We start from the raw sequence: 21,696 nt of genomic DNA on the forward strand, positions 1-21,696 counted from the left end.
ATAGCCAAGTGGTAAGGCAGAGGTCTGCAAAACCTTTATCCCCGGTTCGAATCCGGGTGTCGCCTTTCTATTGCCGGGGTGGTGGAATTGGCAGACACACAGGACTTAAAATCCTGCGGTAGGTGACTACCGTGCCGGTTCAAGTCCGGCCCTCGGCACCAATTTAACTTTGAACGAACTATGTTAAATTGGTCATCAGTTTTCACATTATAAAACATATATGAGAGTGATTTGCATATTGCAGATCACTTTTTTTATATAATAAAAACGTAATGACTATCAATATAAGTTTCTTGTTTGTATCGTATATACTGCATTACCATTTAAAAAACTTTGCTAAAACCGTTGACGTTTTATGAAATACATGTTATATTTATATACGTCGGTTGAACACGACGCATTACATGCCGGTGTGGCGGAATTGGCAGACGCGCACGACTCAAAATCGTGTTCCTTCTGGAGTGCCGGTTCGACCCCGGCCACCGGTATACAATCTAAGTACACAATTTATTAAATACTATTATCGAAATAGACAGGGAGTAATTCCCTGTCTATTTTTGTTATAGTTAAAAGATCTATTATAAGTATAAAAGAATTAGTATTGAAAATTTTAATTTACATAAATGTGTTTGCGCCGATGGATAAAATAATGGAAGTGAAGAAATGGATGAGATGAAGGATATTCGTTCAAATAAAGGTTACGACTTACCATTAAGTGAATTCCTAATATTCCCTTCCTACCCCATCGTGCTACCACCTAGACCCATGGTAAAATAAAGGAATAATAGAGGGGGTTTGTACCTTGGTTTCTGTGGAGTTACAAGATTATTTGCAATACCATATTGTATTAAAAAATGAGAGTTTACATGTTAGTGACGCATCGGAAGAGAACGGCATTATTCATATACCGGTAATTAAGCGAACGGCGAGAACAAGAAGGACTGTTGCAAGGCTAATGGTTGGGATTAATACGGACTTACAGGGAATAGATAAAATTCCAACAAAACTAACCAACAGTTTTAAAAGTCCGAATACGAAAAAGCAGGTTGATCTTTCTGATGAAACCTATGAATGGATTCGTTTTGGGTGGATAATTCGTGAAATTCGTTTAGAAAAAGATGAGAGAACAGTAAAAACAGAACGATATCGAATGGGCTTTATACTTTATCAACTGAGCTTAAAGGCAGAAGCTGAAGCAGAAAAGGAGAGTAGAAACTGGATACTTGATTGGAATAAGCAGTGGGAAGTTGCCAGGCGTAGCGATGTGCCAGGTTTTGAACAAGACCAGCGCGCAGATGTTGTTTCCCTATTAGCCAAGCACATAGATGAAATTGCAAGTGAGACAGAAAGGGTTTTAGCTGGAGAGGCAAAATTAATTAAGAGTATTCATCCTTCTTGGCGTTTAAGGAAACAAGTAGTATTTCTACATTTTTTGATTGCTTTATACCAACTGGCATGTACGGAAAAACATTTTGATTGGAAGCAAATAGGTGCTACCTACTATCGGATGATAGGTGGATCAAAGCAGTTTGATGCTTATAAAAAGGAATTTATTGAAGAAACAGAAAACCTCCTTCATCGCCCAATTCAATTGTTAGGTCTGGCAAGTATGGGGACAATTACACCATTGTTTTTTACTGGGCCAATGCAAGGGGACTACGTGGATTATCGTTATGGTACTGTCCACGCAACAACAGATCTAGCTGTTTTTTCGGAGACGTTTAATACGAAAGCAGATGTGTTGTGGCTGGTTGAAAATAGAGGCGTGTTAACACGTATGGCCTACGAGGAAGAATTTTTAAGAGGTACGAAAAGCTTTGTATTGGGTGTGGATGGACAAGTTAGGTCTGCACATAGACTACTAATTTCGCAAGTAGTAACGTGTGTCAGTCAAGTTATTATTTGGACCGACGTTGATAAAGCAGGTTATCTGATTGCCGAGCAATTATATAAGTTAACACAGGATGAACATGTCCTAACAAAGTGGATAGTACCACCATTAACCGTGGTGACTGAATGGGAAACTTTTGCAAACAAATACCAACAATCCATACAAATGAGGAAAGAAGAGCAGGAACAAGAAATTGGAGGAGCAGAGCTGTGGAAAAAGTGGATCAATCATTAATTTCGATCTTTGATGTTACAGATGATAAACCTGAGCTGCTACAATCGATGCGTGATATTGCACAACTTTCGGGTGTATTAACGGAATTAAGTGATAAGGAGTATTTTCAGTCACCAATCCACGTACTTCGTTTCCTCCGAGTGTTAAATATTATTAATCAAGAAGCACTCGGTATCGCAGAACCAATTGAAAACGAGGGAACATTATTTTATCGCTATCGCAATGTATATGGCTATGATGAAGCAATTACGCAAGGTTACATGAAACATCTTGTGTTCGTTTTGGGAAAATTCAATTGGGTAGCAAAAACAGCAAAACGAATTAAAATGCGGGATGTAGGAAAACGAATGATGGATGTACTGATTCGTTTAGCTAATGATTCTCTTGCGTATTATCTTAATGATGATGTGGCAAGGTCTCTCTTTCAAGCAAAAAGAGATGCAGAACTAAGTGAAGCATATGATGATAAAGGAATTTCTGGTGGGAATAAGCTTGCTAGTATGATTAAAAACGTGGAAGAAGCTGTATTGCTTCTCTATGAGAGGGAGCTTGAGTATTTAGCAGACCGAAATGCATTAACACAAGTAGAAGTGATTCATCATCTGATGACAGAGCTAGAAGGTAAAATGGCAGAACGAATGGAGAAATTTGAAACAATAGATCAAGAGCTTGTGTTTTCCGATATAAAACAACGAGGTACGGCTGCGATTAGTGATGGGACAAAAATTAGCCTTGGGACAATTAATAAAATTCTAAAGTTCGCCCACCTACAAGAAACGGATTTTAACCATATAATCCGGCCAGAAGAGTTTCGCACGTTCATTGTAAAATCGTTTGATCCGCCCCTTGGTTCTGAAATACCGAATGCACATCAAATACTAAGCTTCATGGAACAAGGACAATACGAGGACGAAAAAATAGATGGTCTATGGGCGCCAGTGAAATTTGCCAGCCCGCTATCACCGAGGGCCATTGATGAGGGAATTAACTATATCGAAAACTATGAACCTATTACAGAAGAGATAGAGGAAACAGTGGAAGAAGAATTTCCAGGCACAGAAGAAATAATGGAAGATCAGTTGGATGAAATAATGGGTGATTCGAAATGGCAAATGACGAAACAAATGATACACACAGAGCGGATTGAAGCATATCTGGAGGAAGTAGAAGAAGCGGGCCTTGACGAACTAATTATTCGGTCTGGATCATCCAAATGGAGTGACGTACTCAACGGATTAATTGGTGTTTCAGCACTAGTGGCTAATAAAAAAGCTGACATTGATGAATATGCGAAAAAGAAACTGTCTGATAACAACGATCAGCGTGACTGGAGGTGGAGTGAGGATGAACAAGGAACATATGGAATTAGAAAACGAGGAAGAAATCACGAACGTTAATCCGTTAGCAACCCTACAATCGATAAAAGGATTTTTAACTACAGAGGAAGAGCTTGCATTTATGCAAATCCTGTTCTCATCGTCTGCTACAATTCGAAGTGGGAATTTTGGACTTTCACGTAAGGAAGTAGAAAAACTAATTGGAATTACAGATGATGATCAAGCATTTTTTTCTTTTCTCAAGCGAGTAAACCAAGCTGTTAGTCGTTATATGAAAGTGATTTATGATGAGCGGAGAAATCAAGTGGTAGCCCTCATGCGCGTGCCAGCAAAACAAGCAAAAACACTATTAAATAAAGAAAGTCTAGCTATTCTCATGTTTATTTTTTATCACCAAGAAGTACTGCAGAATGAATATACACTCTTTTCCCAATTGATTAATAGTTTTGGCCACGAATCATTGCAGGTAACACGAAAAATTCAAGCTAACTTGGATCCGCTGAAAAAGATTGGGGCAATTGAAGTATATGATACGAACTCAGAGGAAGAAGCCTATCAACTTACATCTATCGGTGCTAATTTGTTTTCGAATTCCTTTTTACGAAGATACACCGAGTTTAGTCAATCGAATCAGTTGCACATGGATGATATCTTACGGTTCTTTAAACGCTACAACATGAATGGAGGCACAAGTAATGATTCCATGGAGACTTAAATTTTCAGGAATACGGGATTATACGCCGACAGTTATGGATTTCTCTGATAAAGATCACCATATTTTAATATCAGGACCAAATGGTGCTGGAAAATCAACGGTTACGTTTTGTATGGGCGGCGTTCTTTATTCAAGTAAAGTCGATCTTGAAGGGTTAAAGTCAAACAACCTTCCAACAGACCAAACGTGGCGGGCAAAGATTGAATTGCTGTTTAAAAATGATGGGCAAATCAAGGTTGATGCGCCGCAGTTTGTGCAGTTTCGATTAGACATTGAACAGAAACCGGGTGATCCGGTAAAAAGAGAATTTTATATTCAAGAGGGGGAAGTCATTGACAAGTGGGAACGGGAAACGAAATATTCTTCTGGAGATCGGAACTTTAACTTTACTGAATATAAAAACCAGATTCTCTATAAATATGCCGTTGATCCGGATGAATTTTATTTGATTTGGTATCAAAAAGAGGTAAACCAATTTGCAGTGATGCATCCAGAAGAACGCTTCCGTATTTTTAGTGAAATGAATGGTATTGATAGAATCCAGAAAAACTGGGAAGAAAGCAAAGAACTTGTAAAAGAAACGGAGCAGACCTTGCAGGAAGCGGAGAGTAAACAAGGTCTTAACAAACTCCAGTTAACCCAAAAGAAAACGGAATTAGACAGGTATTATGATCGAAATGAGCGGTTAGAAGACGGATTCAAGCAGTATCTTTCAGCTCTTAAATGGTTGGAAAAACATCATCTTAATCAAATGACTACTTTAAAAGGTCAAGTAGAGACACTAAAAGCAGACAAAGAAGAGAAAAGTACAGACAAGCAGCAAGATTTAATTTTACAAGCAGACCAGAGAGAAAAGTATGAAAAGTTTCAGTCAGCAATCACTCAAATGGAGTCCCGTGAAATCGGGCTAGTCGATGAGCTCAATCATTTGCAGAAAGAGATAACAAGTTATAATGATAAAGTGAAGGCTATCTCAAACGAAATCGAGGAAATTACGAAGAGAGTAGAACGAATGGGCATGACTGAAGAAGAAGTAAATGAAGCTTTGGTTAATGCGGAGGAAAAGTATGATTCTATTGATGCTTTAATGGAAGAAAAGCAACAGTTGTTGAAAAGAAATAAACAAAAATTAGATGACATAACCCCGCAAATTGCTGAACTAAAAGTGAAGATTGACCAAGACAGTGCTAGGGAACAAGAAGTGCGTAAACTTATTGATGCATATAAAAGTAGTCAAGCTGTGCAGGAAGAGATGGAGTTTAATGAGCAACGACTAGAAAATGCAAAAAATGAAAAAGGGAAACTTATAATTAAAAAAGACAATTTAGAAAAAGAACTAGAAAATCTTAGAATGAATCGCGTTTACAGTTCTCGTCAGGAAGTGTCTATCCGATACTTCAAAAAGCGAAATATAGAAGTCTATCCTTTGCGGGAGCTTGTTGAATTAGATGAAACAGCTAAGCCGAATGATGAAGATTTGTTTGATACGATAAAGTATACGTTGTTTGTGAACCAAAAGGATTTTCATGCGCCAAATGATTTATACCATGTCCCGTTGCCAAATATTGTTCCGGAAAAAACAATTACACAACTTCCGGGTAAACATTTGCAGATAAAAGAAAAATTAAGCAATAATCTTTATCCGCTTGCGGTAAAAGCACTGTGGTGGGTTACGAGCTTTTTTGAAAATGAAAAACCACATATTCAAAATGGTGTACTTCTCGATGCGAGAGGGATAAGAGGTCCTCAAGAGGAAAAGCGGATTATTCTAAGTGAAAAAGTTTTAAAAAAATATCAAATACAAGTAGAAGATGAGCTTGATCGGGTTGGCAATGACATTAGCATTCTATCCAATGAAATAGATGAATTAACACGTAGAAATAGTACGCTATTTCGAAGACGTGAATCTTTAAAAGATGCGGAAGCCTTTTTGATAAAAGAAAATGAACGAGAATGGCGAAAGAGTAAGCATTACAATCTAAGTAATGAAAAACTTGAACTCGAAGAAAATAGGGATGAGATTCAGGGAGAGTGGAATAGGCTCAATGAAGAGCGTGCTGACTGGAAGCAAAAGGTAGAAACCTTTAAAAACTATCAGGGAATTTTTATTCAGTATGAAAAAGAGAAGGGAAAAATAACAGAAGTACGCCAATTGAAGCAATACTTAATTGAGTTAGAAGAAGAGAAGAATAATAAAAATGCACAGTTAGAACAACTTGGTTCTCTTTTAGATGAGAAGCGACGTGAAGAAAAGAAATTAAATCGGGACTTAGAGGATTTGGACGATAGCCTCCTGTACAAAGACCGAGAAATTGAGTCAATAGAAAGGCAAATCAAACATCGGTCTGAAGAATATTTAACGAATGAAGAGAACTATTCAACAATCAAACATGACATCCAAAGGTTATTAGATTCTGTAAAACAGGAATTAAAAGATTTTGCATTAGAGCTTACAGAACTACCTAATGTAACTAAATCTGAGGCAGAAGACATGCGAGAAAGTGGAAAAATTAAATACTCTCATGCAGCAAATGAAACAGGGATTGATGAAGCTGCTCCAGAAAATTATCAAAAAATGAAAGAAGAGTATGATCGTTCCGCAACAGAAGTGAAGACATCCAAACTATTGTTAGAGGAATATACAGAGCGTATGGAACGTCTAAAAGAAGACTTAGAAAGTACAATTAATAGTAAAGTTATTGGTGTTAATCAAAAGTTTGTCAATTATATGTCTCTGTTTGGCTTTCAAGGGGAGATAGATTGGGATATGAGGACAGACCGACGTCATCAAATTCACTATGCTTTATATATTAAAGCACGTAAAGAAGGACATCGAGGAAAATTAGAGGATGTAAGTGTTAAAGCAAGAGGCGGCAAAGTAGGAAAAGGGGTATCTGGTGGGGAAGAGTCTCTTAGTTCCTTACTATTTGCTTTGGCATTATTACAAACGATTCAAGCAACACCAGGCTATATCGTACTCGACGAGTTTGATAGTGCACTCGATGAAGGACGTAAAGATAAAGTGTTTGAGTTATATGAACAGGAACTACAGCGGAAAATGATAATCTTAACTCCTAAGTCTCATGAAGCAGAGTACCTATATCGTTTTTCTAAAGCATATGTTGTTCACCACAATCCCAATATTCCGCAGAGTAAGATCTTTAAGGTGAAAAGAAGTGAAGAAGTGCTAAAATGATTTACAATAATTGAAATGATCTCGTTGGCCAGAGGATCTATTGGACAAATATTCAGGAAGATGGTTAGACTCATTTTTGCAATTTAAATTTTATTACTTATGAACGGACACTATTGTGGGGATTTTACCAAAAACGTCACATGATGTAGAGAACGTATTGACAACAAAACGAAGCTGCTTTTCATCAATGTGAGTATAACGTAGAATACAGTCCGCCGGTATATTGAAAACCCGTTTCTTCATATAAGAAACGGGTTTTTACATTTGATCCCCTACAGTGATCGGTGTATCAAGAGGGAGGGTGAATGAGATCGGAAATTGATGCTCTTCTCCAGGCTGAATGGTGAATGAACCAGTGACCCGGAAAGAATGGATTGTAGCGTATTTCCAGTGCTCTTCATCATCTTTTACAATGACGTACCGTGTGTTAAGCTGTAAATCAATATAGCGGATGTCCTGAGAGATTTTCCCGCCGTTGACATGTACAAGTTCCTCTTACTTCTTCTCCTGGATAATATGCGTCTTTCTCTAAAATTGTCTCTACTTTTGCGGCACCGGTTCCTGCACTTGCCGCAAGTTTTTTAAAATGACATGTTAAATTTTCCCCTTTTTCTTTTTCTCAACAGATATACGTAAGAAGGAGGAAAAAAGATTTATTTGATTCATACTTTTTTTCTATTATTTGTCCGCCTTCGGACAGACTAAGAATAATATTGAAAGCAAAGGAGCGGATTTAAATGGATAAAGAAAGTATGATTGCTGATGAATTACACAGAATGTTTTTGGCCGGTGAGCTGCAAATTACGGTAGAGGAGGATATAAACAATATTTCTGAAAGGCTGAGAAACGGCGATCTCAATTTAGAGCGATTAAGCGGTGAAGACGCGATTATAAAAGAAACGATAAATGAGGCTTTAAGAAGAGTGGAGCAATAAAACAAAGAGACGGGGTCTCAAGACATCGTCTTTTTTGTATGACTTTGTTACAGTCTCTGCAAGATAAAAGCGAATCGGTCTGAAATTGTTTATCCAGGAGCCAACCTTTTCCCAACAGGAGTTCTGACAGTTCTCTATGCAGATGAACAGCTGCATCTAATTGATCATGCAACGCTGTTCTAAGGCTGGGATTTGCGGTTTCTGTTATTGCGGCAGTATACTTTTTTACGCTGGTCTGTTAAGAAAATACTTATCTCTGCATGTATACAACTGCTATAATGAATAACAAATTTTCCGGGGGGAGCGGGATGATGAAACAGATTATTGCGATGGGCGGCGGAGGATTCTCGATGGAGCCGGAAAATTTATCCCTCGATCAATATGTCATCAAGCAATCAGAGCGAAAGTCGCCTCGTATTTGTTTTTTGCCGACGGCGAGCGGGGATTCCCAAAACTATATTCAGCGGTTTTATCGTGCATTTCAAACACTTGATTGTGTGCCGTCTCATTTATCGCTGTTTAAGCCGCCGTCAACAGATTTAGCTTCGTTTCTAATGGAAAAGGACGTGATTTATGTCGGCGGGGGAAATACGCGGAATATGCTTGTGTTGTGGAAGGAGTGGGGATTGGATCTTATTCTGAGAGAAGCATGGAAGAGCGGTGTGGTGTTAGCCGGATTAAGCGCGGGTGCAATCTGCTGGTTTGAAGAAGGAGTGACAGATTCAGCCGGGCCGCTGACCAGTATGGAAAGTTTAGGTTTTTTGCAAGGGAGCTTTTGTCCTCATTATGACGGTGAAAAAGACCGAAGACCGATATATCATCAGCTGATATCTAAAGAATTCTTGTGCGGCGGCTATGCGGCGGACGATGGAGCGGCTCTTCATTTCATAAATGATCAGCTGTTTCAGACAGTGAGTTCAAGACCGTACGCAAAGGCATATCAGGTGATGAGGGGTGAACATGGGATATCTGAAATCCCGCTGCCTGTCAAATATTTGGGTTGAATTAGCTGAATATTTTCTATATTCCTCTTTTTTTTCGATTGGCTTTATGTTACGATGAGTCCGAAATCAATAGTTACTGGGGGTGCCCGTCTGAGCGGGCTGAGAGAGAAGCGGCGGCTTCTTAACCCTTTGGACCTGATCTGGTTCGTACCAGCGTGGGGAAGTAGAGGTTTTATTATTGTTGAAGAAAACAATAATAGTTTCTTTCTGACTGCAAAACCGGGTTCTTCTTTGAACCCGGTTTTTTTGTGCTGGTGCTGAGCTTGGTTCTGTTATTCAAATGATAAAGGAGAGATTTGTATGCAAAATCAATCAGTACAGCAAGCGAACATTTCCATTATGTCGAGTTTTTCCGGCAGTAAAAAGGTTTATGCAGAAGGTTCTTCGCCCGATATACGAGTGCCGATGCGGGAAATCAGCCTGAGTGCGACTACGGGGGCATTCGGGGAAGAGGAGAATGCGCCGGTCCGTGTTTATGATACGAGCGGGCCGTATACAGACCCGGATGTACAGATTGATATTCATGAAGGGCTGGGGGCGCTCCGCACAAAGTGGATTACCGGGCGCGGAGATGTAGAGGAATATAACGGCCGGACCGTGAGACCTGAAGACAACGGCTATAAAAAAGAGGGCCGTGCCGCCGAATACCCCGGCCTACAGCGGAAACCGCTTCGGGCCAAGCCGGGGAAAAATGTAACACAATTGCATTATGCGAGAAAAGGCATCATTACGCCGGAAATGGAGTTTATCGCAATTCGCGAGCATGTGTCTCCCGAATTTGTCAGGGAAGAGGTGGCGAGCGGACGGGCGATTATTCCTTCTAACGTCAACCACCCGGAAAGCGAGCCGATGATTATCGGCCGGAATTTTCATGTGAAAATTAATGCAAATATCGGCAACTCGGCTGTTACATTTTCTATCGAAGAAGAAGTCGAAAAAATGACGTGGGCGATTTGCTGGGGCGCCGATACGATGATGGACTTATCCACGGGAAAAGACATTCATACGACGCGTGAATGGATTATCCGCAACTGTCCCGTGCCTGTGGGGACGGTGCCGATTTATCAGGCGCTTGAAAAAGTGAATGGCATTGCCGAGGATTTAACGTGGGACATTTATCGTGACACATTGATTGAGCAGGCGGAGCAGGGTGTGGATTATTTTACCATCCATGCCGGCGTACTGCTTCGTTACGTCCCGTTAACGGCCAAACGCACGACGGGAATCGTATCCCGCGGCGGGGCGATTATGGCGCAATGGTGCCTGGCTCATCATCAGGAAAGCTTTCTGTACACGCATTTTGAAGAAATTTGTGAAATCATGAAGACCTATGATATCGCTTTTTCACTTGGTGACGGGCTTCGCCCCGGTTCGATTGCGGATGCCAATGATGAGGCGCAGTTTGCGGAATTGGAGACTCTCGGAGAATTGACGGAGATCGCGTGGAAGCACGATGTGCAAGTGATGATCGAAGGACCGGGTCATGTGCCGATGCATAAAATTAAGGAAAACATGGACAAGCAGCTGGAAATTTGTAAAGAGGCCCCTTTTTACACGCTCGGGCCATTAACGACGGATATCGCTCCGGGTTATGACCACATTACTTCAGCAATCGGCGCGGCGATGATCGGCTGGTACGGGACGGCGATGCTTTGCTATGTCACGCCGAAGGAGCATTTGGGGCTGCCGAATCGTGATGATGTAAGAGAAGGCGTCATTACGTACAAAATCGCAGCACATGCCGCAGACCTTGCTAAAGGGCATCCAGGTGCACAGATCCGTGACGATGCTCTGTCTAAGGCGCGGTTTGAATTCCGGTGGCGTGATCAATTTCATTTGTCGCTTGATCCTGAAAGAGCAATCGAATATCATGATGAAACGCTGCCGGCTGAAGGCGCAAAAACGGCTCACTTCTGTTCGATGTGCGGTCCCAAGTTCTGCAGCATGAGAATTTCTCAGGATATTCGTGATTATGCGAAGGAAAACGGACTTACTGAAGACGAGGCCGTCAATGAAGGGCTGAAAGAAAAAGCAAAAGAGTTTGCGGAGAAGGGAAGCCGCTTATATCAATAAAAGAAAAGATGAAGATGGAGTTTGCCCATCTTCATCTTTTTTAGAAAAACGGTGAACGGCGAAGCGGCGGAATGCTCTGCTCAAATCGGAATATATTTTCCGGATCGTATTTCGTTTTGACTTGACGGAGGCGGTGAACATTTTCTCCGTAATATGTTTGCAGCCAGTTTCTGATTTCTCTATCAGGCCAATTCACGTAATCTCCCATCGTTTCTCTTGATAGGGACGTTCTCAGTCCTTCGATCCAGCGGACACTTTGTCTTTCTTCTTCAGCAGATGTCCAAGTTGTAATATATTCTTGGGCAATGATTGCGTTGCGATAGTAGAATGCCGTTTGGTCCGGAGCGATCCGTCCGGCCGCCCCGCCGAGAGACTGCTGCCAGACACTGGCGTTTTCGTTCGGAGCGTGCTCTAAATAGCGCTTTAAAGTGGAAATCGCGCGTGAAGATAATGGTTTTTCAATAAAGGATCCTGACCGCTTCATCTTTTGCGGCTGATTGCCTCCCGGGCTGTTAAAAAAGGCTGCCGCTTTAATAAATGGCACTGTCTTGACCATGCCGCTTGCCGGTTTTCCCGCTTTCATTAACGGAGCCAGCAGTTCTTTCAGCTCATCCTTTGTCCCGGTAAATTGACCGAGCGCTTCTATGCGGTTTACTTCCTTAGGCCAAAACTGAATGGATGAGGTAAGCCGGTTGTCTGTAAATGGAGCCCAGCGCTGCCATGTGTTAAATACTTCCTCAAAATCATCCCAGCCCCAAGTGACAGAAAAAACAGAAACGCACGAGATCGGCACGGCTTTAAACATCATGGATGTGACAATGCCGAAGTTGCCTCCCCCTCCGCCCTGAGACGCCCAAAATAGATCAGAGTGCTTTGAGCGGTTGACTGTGATCAAGTCAGCACCCGCTTTTTCGTCCGCTATGATCATTTCGAGCTGGAGGAGACGATCGCAAGTAAGTCCGGCTGTCCTTGTTAAATATCCGATTCCTCCCCCGAGCGTCAGCCCCGTGATTCCCACATTCGCAATGGTCCCCGCAGGAAGGGTCAAGCCGTACCGCCAGAGTGTCCGGTAGACTTCCCCCAATTCGGCTCCCGCTTCAATCGAGACCAGCCGCGTATCCTCATTTACTCTTATTTTCTTCATTTGACTGAGATCAATGACTAGTCCGTTATTTAACAGGGAAAAATTTTCGTAGCTGTGTCTTCCGCCTCTGATACGGAAAGGCACATTGTTCTCACGCGCCCATCTCAGCGCATTGAGGGCGTCATGTTTATTTTGACAAAACACAATGATGTCTGGATATCTTTGCAGGCTTAAATTGATATTGGTTCTTGCAGCATTATAGTCCGGGTCATCTTTTTTGACGATGCGACCGGTTAATGTTGTCTTTTCCACATTCTCACTCACTTTCACTTGTACTCTGCTATGTTTTCTAGCATATGCGGAAAAATGAGAGTGTGTATGAGGAAAACCCCCGGAAGGAAACGATATTTTAAATTATAGTTGACAGGTAGGGATTGTATGAATTAACATAATCATTACATATTTCCAAACGATGGCTGATCGGATCACCGAAGGCTCTTATCTTTTAAACAGATAAGGGCCTTTTTTGCGTGAAAGTCATGAATGAAATGAAAAGCGGAGGGATGAAAAGTGGCGTTAAAAAAGGTATCACATGTGCGCAAAAAGAGCAAAAAACGAAAAAAGTACAGAAAACACACATTGAATTTCGAACTGCTTGTAGAGAAAAACAAACGGGAGATTATGAGAAATGAGGAACAGATGGAGCAGATTTATATAAAGATAGATGAAAAGCATGCGGGGGTTCGATAAAGATGAAGGATAGAAAATGGAGGATAAAAACAACGGTACTCGCGCTGTCGGTATCCATCATGTTATCAGGGTGCGCGTTCGGGAGTGCCGGAGAAGAACCGTCATCTGCGGCGGATAAAAAGGAAGAAACACGTATTGCCCATGTCAAGACAAAGGAATTTAAAGCTTCTCATCCGGCGGCGATTCCCGCTAAATCGAAAGCCAGAACTGACACTTTTGTTGCTGGGATTTCCGCGCCGGGCGGTGTGTTTCTGCCGTACTTTTACGAAAACGGCTGGGACGGAAATGCGACAGATCCTATTTTTGAACCGTTAGTCAAACTGGATAAAACGGGGAAGCCTGCCCCGGCTCTTGCGGAAAGCTGGAAAATTTCCAAAGATCAGCTTACATACACGTTCCGTTTAAGAAAAAATCTCGTTTTCAGCGACGGTTCACCGCTGACCGCAAAGGATGCCGCATTCACTTTAACACTGCTGCATGATCCTGCATACGCGGGCTATGAAGATATCACCACGGCCTATATTAAAGGCGGCAAGGCTTACAAAGAAGGAAAGGCAAAGACGATAGAGGGCATACGCGTCCTTGATGACAGAACCATTCAAATCACGACTGAGAAAGTCAGTGCGAAGTCGCTGCTTCTTTTAGGCGGGCAGGTGCTGTCAGAAGCCTACTACGGGAAGAAATATCAATTCGGCAAACTGGACTATTTAAAAGAGCTTTATGCCAAACCGCTCGGAGCGGGACCTTATCAATTTACAGAATACCTTCCGGGACAGGAAATACGTTATCAGGCTAATGAACACTATTATGCCGGAAAACCGAAAACGGAAAAGCTGATTTATAAAATTATCGATCCGTCAACTTCTCTTCAGCTGTTTGAAACGGGTGACCTTGATTACGCTTCTTTCTCACCTGATGATGATACGGTTCAGCATTTAAAAAGTCTCGGTTTTGCCAATATAAGCGTATCTGTCGTGAATGATTACGGGCTTGTGTACGTCAATCACAAGCGTCCGCCTTTTCAAGATAAGAAAGTGTCCCAGGCGCTTATTTATGGACTTGACCGTCAAAAAATCGTCGATGTCCGCTTTAAACGCTACGGAGAGGTCGCGAATGTTCCGGTGTCTCCGGTTTCGTGGGCTTATGATGACAAAGGTGTCAATCGGTACGCGTTTAACCCTGAAAAAGCCAAAAAGCTTCTCGATGATGCAGGCTGGAAAACGGGCAAAGACGGTGTACGTGAAAAAAACGGCAAAAAGCTTGAAATCAGCTATTACACGTCTAAAGCGGATGATGATTTCATCCCGATCGCGAAAGAAAATTACGCGGACATCGGAATCTCATTAAAACCGGAAGTCATGGATTTTAATACAGAAGTAGCGAAAATAAATGACAAACAATACGACCTTGCCGCCGTTTCCACCTCGCAGATTCTTGATCCGAATGACACGGTGGAAAAGCTGGCTTCCGGCCATCCCAATAATGTAACGGGATATTCCAATCCGAAAGCGGACCGGCTGATAGAGAAAGGAGCCGGCACGCTTGATATCAGCAAAAGAAAAGAGATTTATCACCAGCTGTACCGGGAGCTCGGGGAAAACCCGCCTTACATTCTGATTCATTACCGTCAGAGCGCAAGGGCGGTCAGCGGAAAAATAAAAGGGCTTGAGCCTGACAATTATTCTGGAATCAGTTCAAGTCTCTCAAATGTCTCAAATGTCTCAATTCAATAGAACGGTTGGGCAAAATACCCGGTGCATCCTGGGGATTTTGCCCTTTCAGCGGAAAGGAGGGGCTTTTTGTGAAACGGTATGCTGCAGAACGATTTATTCAAATGCTTGTGATCTTATTCGGTACGTCTTTTATTATTTTTTTCTTATTCGCCATGCTGCCGGGCGACTATATTGATTCCAATGTAAACCTGACTCCTGAAAGAGCGAAGGAGTTAAAAGCGCTTTACGGGCTGGATCAGCCGATTTGGCAGCGCTATGTGACGTGGCTCGGTAATGTGCTCAGCGGAGATTTTGGGTTTTCTTTGAAATATCAGGAGAACGTCCTGTCACTGCTTCGGAAATATGTCTGGAATTCGTTTTTTGTCGCGTTTTTGGCGTTGCTTGTCACATGGTCAGCCGCGATGATAACGGGTGTCATATCCGCTGTCAGGAAATACTCATGGTTTGACGGGATCGTGACGTTTCTTGTGTTTGCTTCCATGGCGTTTCCGTCTTTTTTTATCAGCCTTCTGTTTATTAAGTGGTTTGGGGTGGATTTGAAAATATTGCCCGTCGGCGGGATGATTGATACCGGAAGCACGAGTACAGGTTTTTCGTACGTGCTTGAAGCCGCCAGACATATGATTCTTCCGGTCGTGATTTTATCTATGCTCGGCATCGGCTCGCTGACAAGGTATTTCCGCTCCGGCATGCTGGACGTGATCAGACAGGATTATATCAGAACGGCGAGAGCGAAAGGATTGAAAGAGCGCACCGTCATCTGGAAACATGCGTTGAAAAACGCGCTCATTCCGGCCATCACCCTGCTTGCTTTTGAACTGCCGGGACTGTTTTCCGGAGCCATCATTATTGAACAGATTTTCGGGTGGCCGGGAGTCGGACGTATTCAGCTGGAATCTGTGCATTATCGTGATTATCCGGTTTTGATGGCGTTTACCTTGTTTTTGTCTTGTTTAACGATTGTGGGGAACTTCTTAGCGGATATCGCTTATGCCGCGGTTGATCCGCGGGTCAGGCTGAAATAGGGGGTGTTCGGAATGAAAAAACAAAAAGGGGTGCCGCCTTCTCTTTGGAAGCAGACGTACCGCCGCCTGCTGCAGCATAAGCTGACGGTCATCAGTCTTCTTTTCTTATGTTTTATGTTTTTATTGTGCTTTATCGGGCCGTCTTTTTCTCCGTACATAACAGATCGGACGGATATTTCAAATGCCAATCAGCAGCCGGGAATCCATCATTGGCTGGGAACCGACCAGTACGGGAGAGATGTGCTGACGAGGCTGATGCTGGCGGGGCAGATTTCTCTGACTGTGGGGCTTGCTTCAATGGTGCTGTCGCTTGTCATCGGTTCTTTACTCGGGGCTGCGGCCGGATTTTATCGGGGAGCCGCAGATATGATCATTATGCGCATTGCTGATATGCTCATGTCCATCCCGGGACTGCCGCTGCTTTTGATTTTGGCTGCGGTGATGTCGGAGTGGAAAGTGCCTTCTGAATACAGAATGTACCTGATTATGATGATGTTAAGCCTGATCGGATGGCCCGGTTTGGCGCGGCTTGTACGCGGACAGATTTTGTCGCTGAAGGAGCAGCCGTTTATGATGGCCGCGGAAGTTTTGGGGCTTAGTGATAAACGGAAAATCCTCTATCATTTGCTTCCCAATACATTGCCGTTATTACTGGTAGCGGCGACTTTGCATGTGGCGGGAGCGATGCTGAGTGAATCGGCGCTGAGTTTTCTCGGGCTTGGCGTTGCTCCGCCCACACCTTCTTGGGGAAACATGATGGAAGCGGCGAATCATTTTATGGATTTTACACTCCGCCCATGGCTGTGGATTCCGCCGGGAACGGCCATTTTTCTGACCGTTGTGGCGATTCATCTGCTTGGAGACGGTTTAAGAGACGCTTTTGATCCTAAGGTAAAACGGCAGGTGAAAATGAAATGAAAAAACCGCTTTTAGAAGTGAGGCATTTGGAAACGGCTTTTTATAGAGAGGAGGGGGCGGTAAAGGCCGTGGACGATGTCAGCTTTACGATACATGAGGAGGAAACGGTTTGTATTGTAGGGGAGTCCGGCTGCGGGAAAAGCATGGCGTCATTGTCCATTATGCAGCTTATTCCCGAGACGGGGAGAATCGAACGGGGAGCGGTGCATTTTTCCGGACGGAACCTGTTGGAATTGAAACCAAAAGACATGCAGAAAATCCGCGGCAGCGAAATCGGGATGATATTTCAGGAACCGATGACATCTTTGAATCCGGTGTTTACAATCGGTGAGCAGCTGACCGAACCGATTCGCGAACATTTGTTGCTGAGTAAGAAAGAAGCATGGCGGAAGGCCGTTGAACTGATCACGTTAGTGGAGATCCCGCATGCCGAGCAGGTTATGCACCGATATCCTCATGAGCTGAGCGGCGGCATGCTGCAGCGCATCATGACGGCTGTCGCGCTAAGCTGCGATCCGAAACTGATCATTGCCGACGAGCCGACGACAGCGCTTGACGTAACCATTCAGGCGCAGATATTGGATTTATTGCGGGATATGAAAAAGCAATTTCGCACGTCTATTTTATTCATTACACATGACCTAGGCGTGGTTGCTGAAATGGCTGATTATGTGATTGTCATGTATGCGGGAAAAATTGTGGAGGAAGGACCGGTTGCAAAGATGTTTTCTGATCCGAAGCATCCGTATACGAAAGGGCTGCTCGCGGCCAAGCCGGTTATCGGTCAAAGAAGGGAGATGCTGTACACCATTCCGGGGCAGGTCCCCGAGCTTGCGGACCTGTCGGGATCGTCTTGTTATTTTGCGGAGCGATGTGAACACAGCACGGAAATATGCCGGAGATCGAGCCCGCATTTTACTGAATTCGGGAAGGGACATCAGGCGGCGTGCTGGCTTTACAGAGAGGAGAAAGCAGATGAGTGATGCGTTGCTGGAGGTCAAGGGGCTGAAAAAATATTACGAGGAACATGGGGGGATGAGAAAGACCCGCAAAAATCCCGTAAAAGCGGTCGACGGTGTCAGTTTTACGATAGGAAAAGGAGAAGTGTTCGGCTTAGCGGGAGAATCGGGCAGCGGAAAGTCATCAATCGGCAAGACCATTTTGAGGCTTCATGAGAAAACAGGGGGAGAGGTGTTTTTTCAGGGGCGTGATGTGTTTCGGATGAGCCGGCGCGAGCTCAAAACTTTCAGATCAGAAGCGCAGCTCATCTTTCAAGATCCGTTCAGTTCTTTAAATCCCCGGCGCCGGATCGGAGAAGCCATCGGTGAAGCGATGATCGAGCATCAATTGGCGGTGAAGCGGAATGCGCGTGATAAAGCGGCGGAGGTTCTTGAAGCCTGCGGGCTTTCCGCAAACTTTATCGACCGATATCCGCATGAATTTTCCGGAGGGCAGCGTCAGCGGATCGTGATTGCAAGAGCGATGGCGCTTAAGCCGCAATTTATCATTATGGATGAACCTGTGGCGGCGTTAGATGTCTCCATCCAGGCGCAGATGATCAATTTGTTCAGCAGCCTTCAAAAACAGCACGGGCTGTCATATTTGTTCATTTCTCATGATTTAAGCGTGGTGGAGCACTTATGTACGAAGGTCGCCATTATGTATTTAGGGACGATTGTGGAATACGCGTCAAAGGAGGAGCTCTTTTCACGGCCGCTTCACCCTTATACGAAAGCGCTGTTATCAGCCGTGCCTGTTCCTGATCCCGGAGCGAAAAGGGAGCGGATAATTTTAAAGGGTGATATACCGAGCCCCTCTGATCCGCCTTCAGGCTGTAAATTCCGAACGAGATGCCCGGCAGCCAAGAAGATATGTGCTGAGAAAAGTCCGGCGCTGTCAGAAAAAGGGCTTCATCATTTTGCGGCATGCCACTTCGTGTAATTGAGAAAAAAACGGTTTTATTGATAATAAACAGGAAAAACCTGCCGGGCAGACCGGCAGGTTTTTTGATGCTATTTTGGTGATGGCAGTCCGAGTCCTTCGGCAACGCGTCTGCCGTATTCAGGATCAGCCTTGTAGAAGTGGCCGATCTGGCGCAGCTTAATTTCTTCTTTTTCCACAGGTTTCATCGCACTGACGATATTGGCGACAAGGCGCGCGCGCTCTTCCTCGCTCATCAGGCGGTACAGGTCGCCGGCTTGTGTGTAATGATCATGATGGTTATAGCTTACACTGTCAGCGAAACCTGATACAGGATATGCCGCCTGTTTATCTTCAGGTGACTCTTTCGGGCCGCCGAAGCTGTTAGGCTCGTAATAGACGGAGCGGCCGCCGTTATCATCAAAACGCATTTGTCCGTCACGCTGATAGTTTTTCACTTCATTGCGGGAACGGTTGATCGGCAGCGCCTGATGGTTCGCGCCGACACGGTAGCGGTGCGCGTCATGGTATGCGAACAACCGGCCTTGAAGCATTTTGTCAGGTGAGACGTCGACGCCGGGGACTAATGTGCCGGGAGAGAACGTCGCCTGTTCTACTTCCGCAAAGTAATTTTCCGGATTGCGGTTCAGAACCATGCGGCCGACTTCAATGAGCGGATAGTCTTTTTGAGACCATACTTTTGTGACGTCAAACGGATCAAAGCGATATGTGTTTGCGTCTTCTAACGGCATGATTTGAACATATAATTTCCATGCGGGGAAATCGCCGTTTTCAATCGCATTGAACAAATCTTCCGTATGGTAATCGGGATTTTCGCCCGCGATTTTTGCGGCTGTATTAACATCAAGGTTTTTCACGCCTTGCTCTGTTTTAAAGTGATATTTAATCCAGACGCCTTCACCTTTATCATTTGTCCATTTAAATGTATGGCTTCCGAATCCGTGCATATGGCGAAGAGTCGCCGGAATGCCCCGGTCTGACATCAGAATGGTTACCTGGTGCAGGGATTCCGGTGACAGAGACCAGAAATCCCAAACGGCCGTCGGATTTTTCAGATGTGTTCTCGGATCTCTTTTTTGTGTATGAATAAAGTCAGGGAACTTGATGGCATCGCGGATGAAGAACACGGGTGTATTGTTTCCGACGATGTCGTAGTTTCCTTCTTCTGTATAAAACTTAACGGCAAATCCGCGCGGATCGCGCACTGTGTCACTAGAGCCAAGTTCGCCCGCGACGGTTGAGAAACGGATGAAGAGCGGCGTGCGTTTACCGACTTCTGACAGAAATGCGGCTTTCGTATATTTTGTAACGTCATTTGTGACTTCAAAATAACCGTGTGCGCCCGCGCCTTTTGCGTGAACGACACGCTCCGGAACGCGTTCTCTGTTAAAGTGCGCCAATTTCTCAAGCAGATGGACGTCTTGTATTAAAGCAGGACCGCGATCGCCGGCCGTCATTGAGTTTTGGTTATCTCCGACAGGAGCGCCCCAGCTGGTTGTCAATTTATTTGAACTCATGTGATCACCTCTTTAGATTTATAAAAACATAATATCACCTATCAGTAAAAAGTCAATATTATTTTATAATGATTATAAAATAATTATTTTTATTATCGAAAAAAGGGTTTGGGTTTGAAAGCCTACTTGACTGACGGGAATAATGGGTTTAAGATGAGAAAAAATAGAAACCGCTGACTTGGACACAAGAGGTTCTTATTCTTCACTGGATAAGGGCCTTTTTTTATTGTCAGGCGGTAAGGGAGGCGGCGATTGTATGCTTTTCCGGCAGCATTTTAAACCTGTCGATATTCACGGTCATCTGCCGTACAGCCTTTATTTCGGCAAAAACGATAAGACATTTTCCGATTATAACAGGGAGCGGTCAGAAAGAATGAATCTGACTTGGGATTTTCCTGATCCGCATGATGTTGATGGCGATGACGGCGAAATCGCTTTGATGACAAGATGGGAGATAGAATTAGATAAGTACGGCATTGACGTGCTGAATTTTTTAACAGCAGAGAGCAATGACCGGATGGCGGCGTTTATTCAAGCCAATCCCGCGAGATTTACCGGATTTGCATATCATCCTTTGGAGCGGGAGAATGCGTATGAAGAGCTGAAAAGAGCGGTAGAAGAGCTCGGTCTGAAAGGATATAAACTGTTCGGACCGCTGACAGACATCGATTTTCATGATCCGTCGCTGAAAAAGCTGTGGACGTATCTGGCTGACAAAAAGCTGCCTGTATTAATTCACTTCGGGCTTTTAGGGAGAGCGGGGGGGATTGTCAGCCATCGCAACATCAACCCGCTCTCCATCTATCGCGTCGCGAGAGAGTATGCTGATATCCCGTTCATCATTCCGCATTTCGGCGCCGGATATTATCAGGAACTGCTGCAGCTGTGCTGGAGCTGCCCGAATGTGTATATTGACACGTCCGGCTCAAATCAGTGGATGAGGTGGATGCCGTATCCGCTTGATTTGGAAATTCTGTTTCGAAAGACATCTGAATTAATCGGTGTTGAACGGATCATCTTCGGGACGGATTCGAACGGATTTCCGAGAGGATATGTATACAGATATCTTCAGGAGCAGGTGAGGACCTGCCGGGAAATCAATATGCGGGAAGAAGATATAGAAAACATTTTCGGCAACAATGCGCGAACATTATTGAAAATCGCCCGCCAAGAAAAGGAAGTAAATACGTGATACAGCCGATGCGCTCTCTGGCAGGGTTATGCCGGAGAGCGTATTTTAATCCTTATAAAAAATAGTTGACAAGTCGGAATAATTTGAATTAACATGATATTCAAATTTAAAAACAAACGGGTTGCCGATCGGACCGCCGAAGGCTCCCATC

At 43.8% G+C, this 21,696-nt stretch carries 16 protein-coding genes, 3 tRNA genes, 2 pseudogenes and 1 riboswitch (1 of these 22 cut by a window edge); of the genes and pseudogenes, 17 read left to right on the forward strand and 4 right to left on the reverse strand.

Annotation, left to right across the window (positions count from 1 at the left end):
• The 7 genes from NYE38_RS04425 to NYE38_RS04455 all read left to right on the forward strand — a co-directional run.
• Nucleotides 1-65 (forward strand) — tRNA-Cys (locus NYE38_RS04425) (it extends 6 nt beyond the left edge of the window).
• Between the two features lie 7 nt (nt 66-72).
• Nucleotides 73-161 (forward strand) — tRNA-Leu (locus NYE38_RS04430).
• A 245-nt stretch (nt 162-406) separates the two neighbouring features.
• A tRNA-Leu gene (locus NYE38_RS04435) sits at nt 407-488 on the forward strand.
• Between the two features lie 323 nt (nt 489-811).
• The gene (locus NYE38_RS04440; protein WP_223255056.1) at nt 812-2,125 is read left to right on the forward strand and encodes a hypothetical protein; all 1,314 of its coding nucleotides are present in this window, start codon (nt 812-814) and stop codon (nt 2,123-2,125) included.
• The gene (locus NYE38_RS04445) at nt 2,101-3,522 is read left to right on the forward strand and encodes a hypothetical protein (protein WP_017417303.1); all 1,422 of its coding nucleotides are present in this window, start codon (nt 2,101-2,103) and stop codon (nt 3,520-3,522) included. The genes NYE38_RS04440 and NYE38_RS04445 overlap by 25 nt, the downstream gene beginning before the upstream one ends.
• The gene (locus NYE38_RS04450) at nt 3,470-4,177 is read left to right on the forward strand and encodes a hypothetical protein (protein ID WP_017417304.1); all 708 of its coding nucleotides are present in this window, start codon (nt 3,470-3,472) and stop codon (nt 4,175-4,177) included. Before NYE38_RS04445 ends, NYE38_RS04450 begins: the two co-directional genes overlap by 53 nt.
• A complete protein-coding gene (locus tag NYE38_RS04455; protein ID WP_017417305.1) occupies nt 4,158-7,373 on the forward strand; it encodes an AAA family ATPase in 3,216 nt (1,071 codons plus the stop codon). Before NYE38_RS04450 ends, NYE38_RS04455 begins: the two co-directional genes overlap by 20 nt.
• Before the next feature lie 270 nt (nt 7,374-7,643).
• On the opposite strand, the pseudogene NYE38_RS04460 reads toward NYE38_RS04455, so the two are convergent.
• Nucleotides 7,644-7,959 (reverse strand): annotated as a pseudogene (locus tag NYE38_RS04460) (sporulation protein); the annotation flags it as partial.
• A 151-nt stretch (nt 7,960-8,110) separates the two neighbouring features.
• Between NYE38_RS04460 and NYE38_RS04465 the strand changes: the two are divergent.
• Nucleotides 8,111-8,308, forward strand: a complete 198-nt coding sequence (locus tag NYE38_RS04465; protein WP_017417306.1) for a hypothetical protein — start codon at nt 8,111-8,113, stop codon at nt 8,306-8,308.
• On the opposite strand, the pseudogene NYE38_RS04470 reads toward NYE38_RS04465, so the two are convergent.
• Nucleotides 8,262-8,531, reverse strand: a pseudogene (locus NYE38_RS04470) (spore coat protein); the annotation flags it as partial. The gene NYE38_RS04465 and the pseudogene NYE38_RS04470 sit on opposite strands and share 47 nt — an antisense overlap.
• Nucleotides 8,532-8,619: 88 nt before the next feature.
• Here NYE38_RS04470 and NYE38_RS04475 point away from each other — a divergent pair.
• Both NYE38_RS04475 and thiC read left to right on the forward strand, forming a co-directional pair.
• Nucleotides 8,620-9,312: a Type 1 glutamine amidotransferase-like domain-containing protein gene (locus tag NYE38_RS04475; RefSeq protein WP_025650301.1), complete on the forward strand. Its 693-nt coding sequence runs from the start codon at nt 8,620-8,622 to the stop codon at nt 9,310-9,312.
• Between the two features lie 68 nt (nt 9,313-9,380).
• Nucleotides 9,381-9,491: riboswitch (TPP riboswitch) on the forward strand.
• Nucleotides 9,492-9,612: 121 nt separating this feature from the next.
• Nucleotides 9,613-11,385 carry a phosphomethylpyrimidine synthase ThiC gene (gene thiC, locus NYE38_RS04480; protein ID WP_237586971.1) on the forward strand — a complete coding sequence of 591 codons (1,773 nt, stop codon included), beginning with the start codon at nt 9,613-9,615 and terminating at the stop codon, nt 11,383-11,385.
• A gap of 40 nt (nt 11,386-11,425) precedes the next feature.
• Here thiC and NYE38_RS04485 read toward each other — a convergent pair whose 3' ends face one another.
• Nucleotides 11,426-12,781 carry an FAD-binding oxidoreductase gene (locus tag NYE38_RS04485; RefSeq protein WP_237586972.1) on the reverse strand — a complete coding sequence of 452 codons (1,356 nt, stop codon included), beginning with the start codon at nt 12,779-12,781 and terminating at the stop codon, nt 11,426-11,428.
• 258 nt (nt 12,782-13,039) lie between these two features.
• Here NYE38_RS04485 and NYE38_RS04490 point away from each other — a divergent pair, with 258 nt between their 5' ends.
• The 6 genes from NYE38_RS04490 to NYE38_RS04515 all read left to right on the forward strand — a co-directional run bounded on the left by NYE38_RS04490 (nt 13,040) and on the right by NYE38_RS04515 (nt 18,836).
• Entirely contained in the window at nt 13,040-13,219 is a 180-nt protein-coding gene (locus NYE38_RS04490) for an FbpB family small basic protein (protein WP_003155431.1), read from the forward strand.
• A 2-nt stretch (nt 13,220-13,221) separates the two neighbouring features.
• Nucleotides 13,222-14,952: an ABC transporter substrate-binding protein gene (locus NYE38_RS04495; protein WP_017417309.1), complete on the forward strand. Its 1,731-nt coding sequence runs from the start codon at nt 13,222-13,224 to the stop codon at nt 14,950-14,952.
• A gap of 68 nt (nt 14,953-15,020) precedes the next feature.
• Complete coding sequence (locus tag NYE38_RS04500) at nt 15,021-15,977, forward strand: ABC transporter permease (protein WP_007610211.1); 957 nt, start codon at nt 15,021-15,023, stop codon at nt 15,975-15,977.
• 12 nt (nt 15,978-15,989) lie between these two features.
• Complete coding sequence (gene opp4C / locus NYE38_RS04505) at nt 15,990-16,895, forward strand: oligopeptide ABC transporter permease (RefSeq protein ID WP_014417251.1); 906 nt, start codon at nt 15,990-15,992, stop codon at nt 16,893-16,895.
• Nucleotides 16,892-17,878 carry an ABC transporter ATP-binding protein gene (locus NYE38_RS04510; RefSeq protein WP_025650305.1) on the forward strand — a complete coding sequence of 329 codons (987 nt, stop codon included), beginning with the start codon at nt 16,892-16,894 and terminating at the stop codon, nt 17,876-17,878. The genes opp4C and NYE38_RS04510 overlap by 4 nt, the downstream gene beginning before the upstream one ends.
• The gene (locus NYE38_RS04515) at nt 17,871-18,836 is read left to right on the forward strand and encodes an ABC transporter ATP-binding protein (RefSeq protein WP_014417253.1); all 966 of its coding nucleotides are present in this window, start codon (nt 17,871-17,873) and stop codon (nt 18,834-18,836) included. Before NYE38_RS04510 ends, NYE38_RS04515 begins: the two co-directional genes overlap by 8 nt.
• 71 nt (nt 18,837-18,907) lie before the next feature.
• On the opposite strand, the gene katA is transcribed toward NYE38_RS04515, so the two are convergent.
• A complete protein-coding gene (gene katA / locus NYE38_RS04520) occupies nt 18,908-20,353 on the reverse strand; it encodes a catalase KatA (RefSeq protein ID WP_003155420.1) in 1,446 nt (481 codons plus the stop codon).
• A 256-nt stretch (nt 20,354-20,609) separates the two neighbouring features.
• Here katA and NYE38_RS04525 point away from each other — a divergent pair, with 256 nt between their 5' ends.
• Nucleotides 20,610-21,545 (forward strand): amidohydrolase family protein, encoded by a 936-nt coding sequence (locus NYE38_RS04525; protein ID WP_172870095.1) that lies wholly within the window; start codon nt 20,610-20,612, stop codon nt 21,543-21,545.
• The last annotated feature ends 151 nt before the right edge of the window (nt 21,546-21,696 follow it).

Origin of the sequence: Bacillus sp. EU63, from assembly GCF_038592915.1 — a bacterium.
In the GTDB taxonomy this organism is placed as follows: domain Bacteria; phylum Bacillota; class Bacilli; order Bacillales; family Bacillaceae; genus Bacillus; species Bacillus velezensis.